The sequence below is a fragment of the Saccharothrix sp. DSM 118769 genome, from assembly GCF_052936295.1.
Map to the genome: position 1 here is coordinate 6098089 of NZ_CP193627.1, position 15583 is coordinate 6113671.

At 65.4% G+C, this 15583-nt stretch carries 12 protein-coding genes; 10 read left to right on the forward strand and 2 right to left on the reverse strand.

Annotated elements, in window-relative coordinates; all coding sequences use genetic code 11:
- Positions 1-1048 precede the first annotated feature (1048 nt).
- A complete protein-coding gene (locus tag ACRAKJ_RS25680) occupies positions 1049-1894 on the reverse strand; it encodes an SAM-dependent methyltransferase (protein ID WP_438921993.1) in 846 nt (281 codons plus the stop codon).
- A 591-nt stretch (positions 1895-2485) separates the two neighbouring features.
- On the opposite strand from ACRAKJ_RS25680, the gene ACRAKJ_RS25685 reads away from it, so the two are divergent.
- A complete protein-coding gene (locus ACRAKJ_RS25685; protein ID WP_438921992.1) occupies positions 2486-4027 on the forward strand; it encodes a helix-turn-helix domain-containing protein in 1542 nt (513 codons plus the stop codon).
- Between the two features lie 64 nt (positions 4028-4091).
- Here the strand turns inward: ACRAKJ_RS25685 and ACRAKJ_RS25690 are convergent, their stop codons facing one another.
- Positions 4092-5612 carry a peptide deformylase gene (locus ACRAKJ_RS25690; protein ID WP_438921991.1) on the reverse strand — a complete coding sequence of 507 codons (1521 nt, stop codon included), beginning with the start codon at positions 5610-5612 and terminating at the stop codon, positions 4092-4094.
- Positions 5613-5739: 127 nt separating this feature from the next.
- Here ACRAKJ_RS25690 and ACRAKJ_RS25695 point away from each other — a divergent pair, with 127 nt between their 5' ends.
- From ACRAKJ_RS25695 to ACRAKJ_RS25735, 9 genes are all read left to right on the forward strand, one after another.
- The gene (locus ACRAKJ_RS25695; RefSeq protein WP_438921990.1) at positions 5740-6336 is read left to right on the forward strand and encodes a DUF4254 domain-containing protein; all 597 of its coding nucleotides are present in this window, start codon (positions 5740-5742) and stop codon (positions 6334-6336) included.
- A 7-nt stretch (positions 6337-6343) separates the two neighbouring features.
- Positions 6344-6652: a hypothetical protein gene (locus ACRAKJ_RS25700; protein ID WP_438921989.1), complete on the forward strand. Its 309-nt coding sequence runs from the start codon at positions 6344-6346 to the stop codon at positions 6650-6652.
- Positions 6645-6995, forward strand: coding sequence for a hypothetical protein (locus ACRAKJ_RS25705; protein WP_438921988.1), 351 nt, complete (start codon positions 6645-6647; stop codon positions 6993-6995). The genes ACRAKJ_RS25700 and ACRAKJ_RS25705 overlap by 8 nt, the downstream gene beginning before the upstream one ends.
- A 216-nt stretch (positions 6996-7211) precedes the next feature.
- Entirely contained in the window at positions 7212-8504 is a 1293-nt protein-coding gene (fxlM, locus tag ACRAKJ_RS25710; RefSeq protein ID WP_438921987.1) for a methyltransferase, FxLD system, read from the forward strand.
- 309 nt (positions 8505-8813) lie between these two features.
- Positions 8814-10049 (forward strand): methyltransferase, FxLD system, encoded by a 1236-nt coding sequence (gene fxlM / locus ACRAKJ_RS25715; protein ID WP_438921986.1) that lies wholly within the window; start codon positions 8814-8816, stop codon positions 10047-10049.
- Between the two features lie 660 nt (positions 10050-10709).
- Positions 10710-12059 (forward strand): methyltransferase domain-containing protein, encoded by a 1350-nt coding sequence (locus tag ACRAKJ_RS25720; protein WP_438921985.1) that lies wholly within the window; start codon positions 10710-10712, stop codon positions 12057-12059.
- A 137-nt stretch (positions 12060-12196) separates the two neighbouring features.
- Positions 12197-12913, forward strand: coding sequence for a uracil-DNA glycosylase family protein (locus ACRAKJ_RS25725; protein ID WP_438921984.1), 717 nt, complete (start codon positions 12197-12199; stop codon positions 12911-12913).
- A gap of 131 nt (positions 12914-13044) precedes the next feature.
- A complete protein-coding gene (locus ACRAKJ_RS25730) occupies positions 13045-13779 on the forward strand; it encodes a hypothetical protein (protein ID WP_438921983.1) in 735 nt (244 codons plus the stop codon).
- A gap of 266 nt (positions 13780-14045) precedes the next feature.
- Complete coding sequence (locus tag ACRAKJ_RS25735) at positions 14046-15581, forward strand: amidase family protein (protein ID WP_438921982.1); 1536 nt, start codon at positions 14046-14048, stop codon at positions 15579-15581.
- Positions 15582-15583 lie beyond the last annotated feature (2 nt).

Sequence of the window (15583 nt, forward strand, 5' to 3'; positions counted from 1 at the left end):
GTCCGTATACCTCTGCCGGCACTTGACTGTGAAGCCACGGCATCCGACTCCGAGCCGCCACGCCGACCGTTCCCGCCTCCAACGCTCTACGGGACGCGGCGGCAATGACCTCGAAGTCGGATGCCTCACCAGCTCCGATCGGGTCCGCCGGGCCCGGCTCGGCCAGCCGTGGAGGTGTCCGTCATGCCCGTCGTGTGCCCCACTGCGCCGGCATCCTCCGCAGCTGTCATCTCGAACACGAAGGCGATCCCCCGCCCTCGCATCCTGCGGCGAACACCGTGGCCGTACGCACCGGTCTGCTGTTGCGGGTGTTGTCGGTGCCGAATCCTGTCGTGGACGTGCTGCCGGTGGAGTCGGCCGCCCACATCCTGGGGCTTGGCGCGTCGTTCACCGACGCCCACGACGTGCTGGAGCACCTGGCCGTCCCCGGCCGCGCCACGCGCATCGAGCGCGAGTCCGCCTACCGGATGCCTCACCGGCACCTCGACCGCGAAGCCACACCGTCGCCGTCCGTTCGCGGCCACAGACTTCCCCTCGGCGATAGGGCGTCCGCGGGGAAGACGGCACCACCGCATCCGTACCAGACGACCGTGACGGTCTCGGCGGATATCACGGGCAACCCCCACCGGTCGCCAGGGATGCGGAGTGGTTCCGGGCACAACGACGGGCCCTGCAGCGCGACTTCGGCTGCCGGGCCCGTTCATCCGCACTTCTGCGCTCACCACGCATCCTGCGCCGTCAACAGTGCCGGGAGCGGATGCAGCTCGGCGTCGTACACCTCCATGATGGGCACGATGACCGTGGCCGATTCGATCGCTGATGGACCGTCACGAACGCTGGCAACTCGTGCGCGAGCTGTCCCATGTCGACCAAATCACAGGGTTCGCCAGCACGCAAAGCAACCGGCGACACCAGGCGGGTGAAGCAGTCGGAATCGAACCGGCCGGTGAGGCTGGGGCAGGTTTACAGAACACATCGCCTTGGTGATCGTCACAGGCGGCAATACGGAGAGAAGATCCCGGTTCGCGCCCCCGGTCCTGTTGTCGAGCTACCCGGAGGTTGCCGCGCACACCGGCACGGCGGGCGGGACCGCATCGAGGTCAAGCAGCCAGGTCGGGTGCCAGTAGGGCGCACGCACCACCGGTTCGCTCAGCGTCCACCCGGCTTCCACCACCAAGGCCGCCAGTTTCTCCTCCGGTTCGACGCCGCGCACCACGGCGGTGTCGAACCGTTGGGACAGCACCAACCACGACCCCGGCGGCACCGCAGCGCGCCACCCGGACAACACCGCGAACAGCTCCTCCGCCGAGCCGACAAGATCCGCCAACCCGACGGCCAACAACCCGACCGGCTCTCCCGCAACAAACCGGCCGGCGGTCACTGCGGCCGTCCACGCTTCCTCTGGCGCGTGCATCGAACCTTCGACCACTGCGTGCGGCGTGGGTACGAGCATCCTGGCCAGGTGCAGCAGCATCGGCTCGGAGTGGAGGTAGATCGTGCGGGCCCGCAACCGGTTGTCGTCGACGACCTGGTGCGGGGCGCCCAGCGCCGCGACGCCTGTCGACAGGTCCACCAGCTGGTCGACCCCGGCCACGACGACACGGCGCACGGCGCGCACCAGGAACGCGCGAGCAGCCTGCGCCGAACGGGCGGCAGCCGGGTTGACCGCAATCCAGTCCTGCGCGAGCGCGCGGTCCGCCGGCAGGTTGTACCCGCCGCCCAACAGATAGTCCACGGCGCGCGCCGCATGCCCCGCCGGAAGAAGCTCCCCGTCGACGAAACCGCCGCGGGGAGTGGGGATCGGCCAAGTCGACGGCACCGGCACCGCACGCAGCGGCGCGCGCTTTCCAGGCGGAACGTTCTCCTCGGGACGCGAAAGCAAGGGCGCGGACATGTCGATCCCCTCGGCACGGCTGATCTGGTTCGTGGACAGCTCGCCGGTCGCAGCATGACGGCGCGCTCGTGTTGCCCCTACGGCGTTTGCGATGGCAGGTGTGACCACGGACGCGTCACCGAACGAGCGGATTCGTCAGTAGGGACGGGCCCGGATGTCCTGGCGTATCAGGACGTGCCCGTGCAGGCATTCCCACCCGGCTTTGCCGTGGTAGCGCCAGGTGTTGCACCGGTGTCCCCGCCTGGTCTGGCGGAACATGCCAGGTCCCACACGAAGTGGTATCGAGGCGGCGAGGACCGATGTCATGAGTCATCCCCTTCGAGCCGGCAGCACAGGTCGATGTGGATCCGTCACGGCCGTCGAAGTGCAGATGATCAGCCGCATCGGGCTCAGGAGCGCCGGCACCGGACCTATGCATCAGCCAACCTCCGGCATGATCGACAAACCAGGCGACGAAGCGGCAATTTTGCGGAAATCTCGCGACACGCCCGTTAGTTCGAATGGGTGAAAGACACCGGACGTACCACAGTTGACCTGCGGGTTCTCCGACCCTGCCAGCTATCGTGTCGGGTCGGACACGGGGAGCGGACGATGGCACGGCGCGAAGCGCTTCAGCAACAGCGAGTCAAGGCCGGCTACAGCCAGGAGAGCCTCGCCGAGAAGCTGACCGTCAGTGCCAGAGCGGTCCGCACCTGGGAAGCAGGCACCAGCACCCCGGTCGCCGACCAGCGTCGACCTCTGGCCGACGCGCTGCACGTCACCATCGATCAACTCGACCGTCTGCTCGCGGGCCTGCCGATCACGGACGAACTACAAAGCAGTCAATCCGTGAACGAGACACCAGCGACCGATTCACGGTCTTCTTGGATCAACGATGCCCGGCCTTCGCAACATGGCCATCTGGACCGACCTCGAATCGCAGGCCAGTCGCCTATCGACACGGATGGCGCCTCGCCGGATAGCGTACGCAATCGTATCAACCGGGGATCCGCCGCCGACGTCGCTGAACATGTGCGGCTCAGCCAAGAGCAGTGGCTCAAGGTACGGCAAGCCGCTGGTGCCCGAGGTCGCGAACTGGCCGAACTGGCCGCATGGCTGTATCCACCGGAGATACGCGCTCCAGGCGGCCACGTCCTGGCCGGTCCCGGCTGGCTGCTGGAGCACCCCGTGGAACTCGACTCGGTTCGGGTCGAGTTCTCCGACGCCCCGAGCCCCACGCCCAGGTTCGGACCAATCGACCATGTTGTTCCACTCACCGGCCGCGGGGAGCGCTACGCCGGCTACAGTCGCGCGGTACGGGACCTCGTCCGGCCCCGCCTGCTGGAAAACCGTCTCAGCTACCGCCTGGTGGGCATCTCCCGGCACGACGCGCTCACGCTGACCTTCGGCACCACGACCTACTTCGAGGTGTTCGACGTCAGGGAGGCGTTGGCCCACGAGTTCAAGGCCGCCTGGGTGGCCTCGGGAGGCGCGCTGCCCGAGTGGTCCGCGCTGCCCCTGCGCAGCGCGATCGGCGACCCGTTCGACCCGGGCAGACTGCTCATGTCCCCCGGGATCAACACCCTGACCATTCGCCGCGGAGCCCGCAGTGACCACCGGTTCGTGCTCCACGAGCGGGACGGTAGAGCCGTGGCCGACGGCCGGAACATCGCCAGCCTGATGCCCGCAGGCGAATTCCAACCCTCGTCGGTGGCGGCGGTGGACATCCGTAACGACTTCTCCCTGTGGCGCAACATCATGCGCGAATTCTCCGAAGAGTTCCTCGGCAACCCCGAACACGACGGCAACGGGCCCCGCTCGATCGCCTACGCCATGGAAGAGCCCTTCGTCTCGCTCGAAGCGGCACGAGCGGCCGGCCGACTCAGGCTGTGGCATTACGGCCTGATCATGGACCCGCTCCGCTTGGGGACAAACCAACGCACCGTCGCGGTTATTGACGACAACACCTTCGACGAACTGTTCGGCGACATGGTGATGACCAATGACGAGGGGCGCGTAGTCGCGATGGACGGTCGAGTCGGCGTGCCGTTCACCGCAGACGCTATCGATCGACTGGAGCCACGGCTGACCTCCGGCGCGCTGACGCTACTGCGACTGGCCTGGAAGGACCGCGACTTGCTGCTCTCCGCCTGAGCCGGCCGACGTGTTGAAGTGGCAGGTTCGGCTCGCCCGCCGATCGGGGGACCGTCTAGGAGCGTCAGTAGGCGTTGTAGGCCCATGTGTGGCCGGTGCCCCGGTACTGCTCGATGGGTGTGGGCTGTCGTCCGTCGGGCAGGTGGTCGTGGCAGAGGATGCCGTGGAGGTGGTCGACTTCGTGGGCGACCAGTCGGGCCATACCCCGCTCGAAGACTGTGATCTTCGGTTCGCCGGTGATGTCGGTGTGTTCGACGTGGATGTGCAGCGGGCGTGGGATGAGGCAGCGGACGTCGAAGAAGCTCAGGCACCCTTCGTACTGCTCGTCGGTCTCGGCGCTGGTCTCGATGATCCGGGGGTTGAGCAGGGTGATGACCTGGTCGGTGCCCGGTGGTCGCACCAGGGCGGCGGCGCGGTCGATGCCGATCTGGGGTGCGGCCACGCCCATGCCCTTGCCGAAGTTGTGGGCGCCGGCGATGCGTTGGGCGGCGGAGTGCAGTTCGGTGATGACCCGGCGGACGTCCTCGGCCTCGGCAGGCAGGTCGAAGGAACGGGCGGTGCGGCGCAGCAGCGGATCGCCCTCCTGGACCACGCCGAGCGCGGCCATGGTCTGACTCGGCCGTACGGGCTGGTCGATGTCGGTGGTGGTGCGGCCTCGGAAGTCCCATTCGAGGCGGTAGCGGCCGTGCAGGGGCGGGTCTTCGCACGACCAGGCGAATCGGACGCGGTCGTCTGTGGTGGTGCGGGTGATGGCGGTGCGGAAGGGCATGGCCTCCGCGGTCATCGAGGTGTGCAGCCCCCACACCACCGGGGCGAGTTCGGCGGGGAAGTCCAGGGTCACCGACAGGGTGGTGGTCGGCAGGCGCACGGCGCGTTGGAACCAGTTGCCCCAGTGGTCCTCGCGGACGGTGTACTCGTATTCGATCCAGGTCGACTCTCCCGGGTAGAGCGGGAAGTGCCCGGTCTCGCCGGAGAAGTGCAGCCAGACTTCCTTGAACGCGTCGCGGTCGTGGTGGGCGCTCCAGGTCATCGGCTCGGCGCGGTCGGGGCCGTGCCAGGCGTGCAGGTCGATCTCGTCCCAGGTGAGCGGGTCGGCGCTGTAGAGCTTGTTGGAGCGTTCGGGGTCGCCGGGGTGGCGGTCGACGGAGATGCGGATCAGGTAGCGGCTGATCGGCTCGGTCCCGTCGTTGACCAGGCGACGTCGCTGGGTCAGCCGGTAGACGCCTGCGTCGTAGCGCAGGGTGGCGTCGTCGTGGTCCACCACCAGACCACCGGTGCCCGCCGGCTCCTTCGACTCGGCCGCGGCGTTGGGGCGCACGCGGGGTTCACGGCCGGTCTCGAAGGCGCGAAACGCCTCACGCAACGCTCCACCGGCGGCCAGCACGGTCTCGGCCTGCAGCGCGAACTCCCGCGACGGCCGCTCCGCGCCGGATTCGACCTTGGAGACGTAGGAACGGTCGTAGTCCATCTTGCGGGCCAGTGCCGCGCGGGACAGGCCACGCACGTCCCGCCAGCGGGCGAATTCCGCCGCGAAGGCGTTGCCCTTGTCGCCGCCCGCGTCGGTGACCTGCGTGTCGTCGACCATGACCGCCCTGTTCCCCTGTTGGCCGTGAGTGGGCGTGAACCCACCGTGAGTCACGGTTCAGCCTAGAGGCACACCCCTGCGCCGGAGTGTTGTGGACGGTGTCCGGCTCGGCCCAGGGAGGACCTCCATGACACGCAGCCTCACGACCACGGCAGGACGATCCGCCACCGCGACCATCGGTGTCGACGCGACGTCGACACCGGAGACCGACACCTACCTGTTGCCCGGCGGTGCCGAGGTGATCCGGGCATGCGGCGCCGAACCGCCCACAGGCTCCGACCCGATCCTGGTCGCGGTCTCGGTCCTGGCCCGCAAACACCTCGAACGCGTCCAGGCCGTACCCGCGCAGCGCGACCTGTACGACAACGACCACGTGCTCGCCGCCGCCGCACGGGTCCTGCTGAGTTGCGCGAGCGCCCGCGAAGCCCTCGTCGAGCAGATCGACCGGTGGGTGCACGACAGGCTGCCCGCCGGCCCGCCCGCGGCGCTGCTGCACACCGAGACCCTGGGCCGGCTCGTGGACCGCATGGCGATGACCTGGGCGTACTGGCGGCAACTGACGCACCGCGTGCCGCCCTCACGCGGGGCGTCGGCCGGGCGCGAGACGCAGGCGACGATGGACGAAGTCGTCGCCCTCGTCAACGCCTACGACGACCTGCTGGCCGAGCTGCGCACCGGCCGGCGTCGACTGCCCACCACGGCCTCCGCCGTACTCGGGCTGTAGGCCACCCGTGGCCGAGCAGTGGCGCGGAATCGTGGCGCTGGCCGTGGCCGCGGACAGCCCGCTGGGCCGAGCCGCCGATGCCGTCGGCGTCGCCACCACACACCTGCCGCCGCCCGGTGAGCACGGGAAGTGCACCGTCTGCCGAGACGTGTCGTGGCCGTGCGGCCCGTTCGACACCGCAGCCCGCGAACTGGCGGCACTCGGCATCCCCGTCGGGTACCTCATCCCACTGGACCTGCATCCAGTCCTCTGGCCACCCGCCGCAGCGACCTCCGACCAGCCGACCCTGGACCTGCCGGGAGCCCTCGATGGATGAAGTCCTGGCCGCCGGCCTGCACGGCGGCATCACCGACTATCTGGATTACCTCGAACGCATGGTCGTGCTCGGCGACGACGCCACCCGGGTGTCGCTCCTGGACGGCGAGCTGCCGAAGCTGACGGCGACCGTGCGTGACCTGATCGAGCAGCACCGGCCCGACTCGAAGGGCCGCTGCCCATGCCGTCCCCGGTGGCGACGCGGTCGCACCCCGAGCTGCCGGGTCTGGGCCACAGCCCACCGGCACCTGATCGCCGTCGAGCCGGCCGCGCCCCCGACCAGCGCGGCTCGACACGTCACCCCCGCCGACCACACCACGCGCGCACCGTCGGCGGGCTGCTAGAGGTGGGGGAACGCCCCGCAGCGTTCCCCCACCTCCCGGACCACAGCCCACTCCGATTGCGAAAGACGCAAGTGCCACCGGCGACGAACCCTGTAAGACAGCACAGGAGGCGCCACCGCACGATTGCGGTCAGTGATCGCCGCGATACGGTTCGTCAGAATCTGACGCCAGTAATAAGCAATGCTCATCTTTCTGTGAGCAAGCGAGGAACCCTTCGTGATCGACAAGACGTCATCCGCAGCTCCGGCTAGCGAGGTCGCGGCTCGCGATCGAGCTGAGCAACTCCGCAATAAGGTGGTCGACGATCTCATCGCCGAAGGGACGATCACCTCGGCGACGGTCGAGGCGGCGATGCGCAAGGTCCGCCGTGAGTTGTTCGCTCCCGACGCGAAATTGGACGAGGTCTACCGCCTCTACAACGGCTTCGTCACCAAGCGCGACGAGGACGGTAGCCCTCTCAGCTCGATCTCCGCTCCGCAGGTCCAGGCGTACATGCTGGAGCAGGCAGACCTCGCACCCGGCATGAGCGTGTTGGAGATCGGCTCGGGCGGCTACAACGCCGCGCTTCTGGCCGAACTCGTCGGCCCGTCCGGTCGAGTCATCACGGTCGACATCGATCCCGACGTAACCGACCGAGCAAGCCGCTTCCTCGATGAGGCCGGGTACTCGCGGGTCAGCGTGGTGCTCGCCGACGCCGACGGCGGGGTGCCCGAGTACGCACCCTATGACCGGATCGTGGTCACGGTGGGCTCGTGGGACATCCCGCCGGCCTGGATCTCGCAGCTCGCCCAGGACAGCCTTCTGCTGGTACCGATGGTGATCAAAGACCTGCCGCGCGTGATCGTGTTCGAACGCGATGGACACGGGCTGATCAGCCGGTGGTCACAGATGTTCGGCTTCGTGCCAATGCGGGGCGCCGGAGCACATCAGGCACGGCAGGTGCCGCTGCGCGAGGGCGAGGTCGTCCTGAGCCTGGACACCGACATCCCCGTCGACCCGGCCACGCTGGAGACAGCGCTGAGCACACCGCGAGTGGAGGTCTGGACCGGAGCGACCCTCAGGAGGTTCGAGCCCTGGGCCGACGCGCACCTGTGGCTGGCCTCGACCCTGCCTGGCTTCTGCCGCCTGCTGCTCAACCCGGAGAAGGACACCGGTTTGATCACCCTACCGGGGCGGATGACTGCCACCTCGGCGGCGCTCTACGGCACCAGTCTCGCTTACGTCACTACCCGCAAGGCCGACGAGGGCAACGTCGAGTGGGGCGTGCACGCCTACGGCGCCGACGCCGCCGAACTCGTGGAGAAACTTGCCGAGCTGCTTCGAGTCTGGAGCCGTGACCATCGTGGCGGACCCGGTCCGCGATTCCATGTTGCTCCGGCAAGCACACCGAGTGGTCAGCGATTCGAGGAGCATGTCGTCGACAAGAAGCACAACCGGTGGACCATCTCCTGGCCGCAGCCGGCGAGCACTCCGGCCAGGAGCACTCATCTACGACACCCCACCGGCTGAGGTGGAGACGCTGGCAGTTCCGCCGACGACGCCGCTCCCGACCCATACCGCTCCCCCGTCCACAGGACGGTCAGGACCACCACCTTCGTGGTCTCCCCGGCAAACGCGTCCTACCTCGACGCGTGGTCCGGAGCCACCAGGCCCCTGAGGCAGCTGGGTCGGCGGATGGCCCTCCCGGACCCATAGTGCCGACAGTCGTTGCGGGAAGCGGCTGCGAACACAGCCGGACGACGTGATCTGCGAAGTGTGATGACAGGCCGGCACCCGTGCGATCTACACGGGTGGCGGCGAATGTGTGAAAGGTGACCGGTGAACACTGCAAGTGACATTGATGCTGGTGCGGAAGCTGCGGCTTCCAACCCCGAGGCGTTCCGGCAGGCGATGGTCGACCAACTGCGCGACATGGGTGCCGCGCGCAGCGACGCCGTGATCGCCGCCCTGTCAACAGTGCCGAGGCACCTGTTCGGTCCCGGTGAGCCGCTGGACAAGACGTATGCGGCCAAGGGCACGCTGCTGACCAAGTGGAACGATGAGGGCGAAGCCGTGAGCACGGTGTCGGCCCCGCACATCCAGGCGATGATGCTGGAGCAGGCCGACATCCAGCCGGGCATGCGGGTGCTGGAGATCGGCTCCGGCGGCTACAACGCGGCGCTGATCGCCGAGTTGGTCGGTCCGACCGGCGAGGTCACCACGGTCGACATCGACCCCGAGGTGGTGACCCGGGCACGCGAATGCCTGGCCGCGGCCGGATATCACGCGGTGAACGTAGTGGAGGCGGACGCCGAGCACGGGGTGCCCCGGCACGCGCCGTTCGACCGGATCATCGTCACGGTCGCCGCGTGGGATCTGCCGCGGGCGTGGTGGGAGCAGCTGGTGAAAGACGGCAGGACCGTCGTTCCGCTACTCCTGCGCAGCCTGACGCGGTCGGTGGTGTTCCAACGGGTTGGTGAGCACCTGGTCAGCCAGGGCTACGAGTTGTGCGCCTTCGTGCCGATGCGGGGGCTGGGCGCCCACACGGAGCTGAACATCCCGTTGCACGGTGACGACGTGGTGCTGCGGCTGGACGACGATCCCGGTGTGGATGTCGAGGGCTTGGGCGAGGTGCTCAGGCAGCCGCGTACCGAAGTGTGGTCGGGCGTCACGATGGGCGGCGAAGGCCGATTCGACGGTCTGCACCTGTGGATGGCGCTGGGCCTGCTGGGCTTCGGTCTGCTCATGGCGACCAGGCAGGCGCAGTCGCAGGATGTCGTGGCGCACGCCTGGCCGCTCGGTGTGCCCGCCGTCGCCGCAGGCGGCAGCCTGGCCTACCTCGGTCTGCGCCCAGTCGACGGTGACCCGTCGGCGCGCGAGTTCGGAGTGTACGGGTATGGCTCCGACGCCGGGCAGCTGATCGAGCAGATGCTGGAGCGCATCCGGTCCTGGGACGGCCAGAGCCTGTCCGCCCGGATCGGGGCCTACCCGTCTGCGACGCCGGACGAGCAGCTTCCCCAAGGCGGGCTCCTGTTGGACAAGACGCACACGCGAGTCGCCGTGACCTGGTCCTGACGAACCTTCTGAGGAAGAAACGTCATGACAAGGAGGAGATGTCCATGACCGTTAAGGTCGATCTCGGGGTGGCTGCATCGCCGAGGGTGAAACCGGATCTGTTCGACCTCGATGTCCGCTTTGCGGAATCGGGTCCGGCGCTCGATGTGCTGGTGCAGCTCACCGGGATAACTGCGGCGCCACGTGCGCAAGCGCGTGCATCAGCTGCCCGTAACCGCCTGCCCGGTCCCGGTGACGAGCCTTCCGTCACCGGGACCGGGCGCCCGCGAGGTGAAGGGACCACGCGCGCACACCGACCGGCCACCGAGGACGGCCACGCATGGACCGCGACACCCCCCGTGCCAGCACAGTCGCCGCACTCATCGTCTGAAGGTGTACCCGGTGCGCGCCGACCGTCCCGCGCGGGAACCGAGCGCAGCGACTCACGCTCGTCGCCGCCACGTAAGCAGGATCGGTCGCGCACTGCCGCCGTCCCCTGGCATCTACTCCGTTCGGGCGGAGTAACAAGACAGGGGGGCCCGGACGACGATCAACGTGTGGTACCCCACATCAACACCGGAGGAACACTCACATTTAGGTACACCACGCCACGCACGCTTCTGAATTGACGTCAAGACCACACACTTTGACGTTCCCGTCCGCCCGCTACACAGTCGAGCCGTGCAAGTCCCTGTCATTACACCGCACTGCCAGGGTTCTCAGCTATTCATTGTGCTGCGCAATACCTGCACACCACCGACGCGGGAGGTCGAGACCCAGATGAACCCAAACAGCGCTTACTGGATGAATTACGCCATTGGCCTAGCGGAGAGAGCTCCACAACCAGGCCGGAAGGTCGGCGTTGCTCTGGTGTCTGAAGACGACCGGTTGATCTGCTCTGCATTCGAAGGCGAAGAACGCGGCGCATCCTGGTACCACATCTTGCGGCGCAAGCTACAAGAACTCGGCGAATCCAACGCGGACAGCTTATACCTGACAATCAACACGCTTTCAGGAGACCACTCCTTTGACCTCGCAGAACTATTGAAGGAGGTAGGCAACGACAAGATCTATATCGGCCTACCGGATCCAGCGCTGACCAGTTACCTCGATAACGACCCCGTCACTACCTCACGTGAAGCATACCGTTTCCCTGACGATTTACAGCGTGAAATCCTCAAACAGAACCGCCAATTCTATACAGTGAGCGAGCAAAGTATCGAGTGCAACCCCTACTACTTCAAGAAACGCATTGGTGAGGCAGTGCACTCTAGCCTGGACTCCAAAGGGTTTACCCTGACCAGGAGCGAAGTCAATGCGCACAGGCAGAGGTTTGCACTGGCTTCGCTTATCTGCAAGAGGTATGGGATCGAGCACGAGGTGGCCGATCAGGCCGTATACGATGCGCTGTCTGAAGCATTTGACGCGAAGTACGGCTCTTATGACTATACAAACGACGCCCGGTCTGTCAACCCGAATTGGGCCGAGGAGTTTAAATCGGTCTATAAGAGTTCAGTCACAATGCCTCTCGCCACGGCCAATATCCTCAACGTCGGCGTCGGAGGAGGGCAGGAAGCAGAAACATTGTTCTTGGATTGCCCACAAATCACTTTCGTCGATATTGCGCAAAGCGGCCTGCAAAGTGCCAGACAGCGAGTTCCGTCGTCAAAAGTAATCATCTCCAGTGCCGACGACCTGTCTGCCCTCCCGGAAAACAACTACGACCTGTATGTCTCCTTGAGAACCTACAACTCGTCGTTCTTCGACCCGGCTAGAGCGGCATCGGAGGCACACAGGGTCCTCAAACCTGGCGCGGCAATAATCGTCTCCGTGGCCAACGGTTTCCTGTGCGCCGAACGGGAGAACAGCGTCGTTCCGGGCCTGATCATCCCGGACACCGATTTCGTGGACCTATATCGCGGGCTGAATTCTGCGCGGTCGATTCGCACGGAGTTCGGCAATGTTGGGTTCGAAGACATCCGAATGACCGCGACAGGAACCGAGATCTACCTGTCGGGGGTCGCCACGTGACGGCGACTGCGCTCCGTCAGGCGGCCACGTGAAGGACGTCCAGTACTTCTGCGGGAAGGCCGAGTCGCATCACAGCCGGGTGCGATCGGACTAGTTTGAGGGCAATTTCACCCAGCATCAACGGAAGGATCCATGCGATGAGCGGTCGGGCGACTGTTGCCGATCGGGTACTACAGTTCAACGAGGAGCTCGCCACGACAGCTGTCGAGGTCCCCGTTGGGTTCAACGTGATCAATCCGTTCAGCGGATCGCTGAAGGAGCATGTTCGAAAGGTGACAACTGCCTTCTACCGGAAGTTCTACGACGACCATCAGCCGCGCCGTCTAGTTCTGGGCAGTTCACCCGCTCGACGTGGTACGGCCGTGACGGGCGTTCCTTTTGCGGATGCCGAGCTTCTCAAGAGTCAAAGCGGTATCGAAATCGAGGGCTACGCGATAAGCAGAGTCTCGACCGGGTTCATAGACGACGTCATCAGTCGCTACGGTGGACGCGACAGGTTCTATACCGACTTCGTCATGAGTTTCGTGTGCCCCCTCGGCGTGTCGAGGACGAACACCAAGGGACGCGAGGTCAACGCCAACTACTACGAAACAAAAAAGTTGATGGAGAGCCTCCGCCCCTTCATCGTAGGAACCTTGAAACGTCAACTGGAATTTGGAGCCGACACATCGGTGTGCTATTGCATCGGGAGCGGTGAAAACTTCAAGTTTCTGTCACAAGTCAACACGGAGGAACACTTCTTCGAAAAGATCGTCCCCTTGGAGCATCCGCGCTTTATTACCCAGTACAATTCCGGAAGAAAAGATGAGTTCATCGAGAAGTACGTCGGCGCCCTACGCGACGGAAGATACTAACTGCGGCGTGGACCACCTCCATGGTGCGCAGGGCGGTTGACGGTCGCTCGAGGCAAAGCGTTTCGAAAATGCAAGGGGACGGCACATTGACGACAGACAGCAGAGCTCTGGTCCACTTCGAATCAGATTGTGTGAGCCTCTACTACTCCCGGAGCGGCGTGTTGACATTGTTCGAAAGACAGCCGCAGGCATTTGAGGGTAGTCTCGCACCCGGAGCGTTGGCAGACTTAATTTGCGAATCCTTCGACAGGGTCAGCAGTTTCGTAGAACTTGCTGACCACAAGAGCATCCGGGTATACGCGACCGGGGTCTTTCAACGACTCTCACAAGCGGACGCGGCCAGTTTGGTCAACAGTTTCTATGTCGACACCGGCTTGTACTTCAACATCGTAGGACCCGAACTGGAGCAATTCTACTCTGAAGCCGGACGGTCTCCAGGAGGTTCTACCAGCATACTTGAGGGCGTCATTCGTCGGGAGTTCCGGAATGTTGCCGTCTGTGGCAGCTTCCAAAACTCCCTCTGGTACATCGAGGACGTCATCACGCGACTACGCGAAAGCGGTGCCGTCGTACTGAGCCCTTTGACCACGAGGATCAAGCCGGAGACCGAAGGCACCAATTTTATCCTTTTCGACTACCAGGATTTCCTCAAGAACGAACGCGACACATGGCGGCACAAGTACCATCATATGGCACAGTTCGGCCAATCCGATGCAATTATCGTGTGCAACCCTGACGGCATTGTCGGAAAGGGCACAATGTTTGAGCTCGGGTTTGTCTCCGCGCTCTCCAAAAGGGTTATTTTCACAGAGGAGCCCGTTGGCGTATCAGTCTTGTTTCCCTGCGAGGTCGGCCTGGAAATCTGAGCGGCACTGCTTTCGGCTGCAGCCCAGGATCGAACAGACGCGCATCGGTCAGAGCTACTCGCCGCCGGAGCCGCTGGCCGAATCGCTGGTTCGGTCCAAGGTCAGTTCACCCCAGGAGCGTCTCACCATAGGTGGTCAGGGTTTAGCTGGGCTGCTAATTCCAACGATGGGCTGCCCGGCCTGGATCATGCCGCAACTGGTTGCGACCCGCGCGGGCCTGCAGTCGGTCACAGGTTGGCGACGTCATCATAAAACTAGGAGCTTATGTGTCGTGGACTCCGCCTACCCCGGCTGACGTAATTGCGCATGGTAAACGGAACGGCTTACCGCTGCCAGCTAGCGAGGCGGCATTATATGCCGAGCTCGCGGGGACGTTTGCCGCTGCACATGACGCCGTCGAACTCTGGCACCAAGAGACCAAACGGAACCGGCCGGACCGGGCATGGCAGCGGCCGTCCGCCAATCGCAACCCGTTCAACGCCTGGTACGTAACCGGTTCAGTGATTGGAACCCCCGACGGCTGCCTGGCCGACCTCACCTGGGTGGTGAAGTCCAATATCGCCGTGGCCGGTTGGCCGATGTGCGCGGGATCCCGGCTGATCGAGGGCTACCAGCCCACCGAGGACGCCACCGCAGTGCGACTGCTGCTGGAGGCCGGAGCGCAGCTACGGGGAAGCGCAAATGCCGAAGACCTAGGCCTGTCGGCCTCGAGCCATACCAGCGCGCTTGGCCCTGTTCGAAATCCCTGGCGGAATACGCATGCCACCTTCGGTTCGTCGTCGGGATGCGCTGCACTGGTCTCCGCCGGCCTCGTCGACTTCGCGCTTGGTGCCGACCAGGCGGGCAGCGTACGCCTTCCCGGCTCCGGAACCGGTTTGGTAGCACACAAACCAACCAGAGGCGTGGTTCCCTACACCGGAGCGATGCCCTTCACCGTCGCCCAAGACACCCTCGGCGTACTCGCCCGCGACGTCTACACCGTGACCAGAGCGATGGCGGTACTGGCCGAACGCGACGGACGTGACCTGCGGCAAGGCTTCACTGACTCCCCTGTGGACTGGACTGGCTCGCTAGAGGGTGGCATCCGTGGCCTGCGGATCGGAATGCTTCGCGAGGCGTTCTCGATCCCCGGTCTTTCTGAGCCAGCCGTCGACGAGACCGTCCGAGCCACCATAGCCCGGCTGACTGAAGCGGGCGCAACGGTGACCGAGGTCAGCGTCCCGGAACATACCCGCGGCTCGGATTTGGCCATGATGCTCACGCTGAAGGCAGGCGCGCCCGACTTGCTGGCCGGCAACGGAGGATCAGTCCAGACCGCGTTGCACGCCGACCCTGAACTCGTCGAGCATTTCGCCGCCGCACGGCTCGCGAACCCACAGAACCTCGCCGCCACCGTCGCGTTGTCGGCCACGGCCGGCGCCCACGCCGGACACCGGCCCGCCGGGTGGTACCTCGCCGCCGCGATGCGCCTGACAGGACTGCTTGCCGACGCCTACGACAAGGCCCTGGGCGAGGTCGACGTACTGGTCACCCCGACCGCGCCGTACCTGCCGAAATCGTTGCCCGGCCCGGACATCTCCCGCGCCGACTGGATCGGCTCTGCGCTGGACATGATCGTGAATACCTGCTCGGCCAACCTGACTGGCCATCCGGCAACCCAGGTGCCCGCCGGCATCGTCGACGGGTTGCCCGTCGGACTCCAGATCATCGGCCCGATCGGCGCGGACACCCTCTGTCTCCGCGTGGCCAAGTCGATCGAAGACGTCGAAGGTGGTTTTCCCGCCCCACCACTCCAATCCTAAGG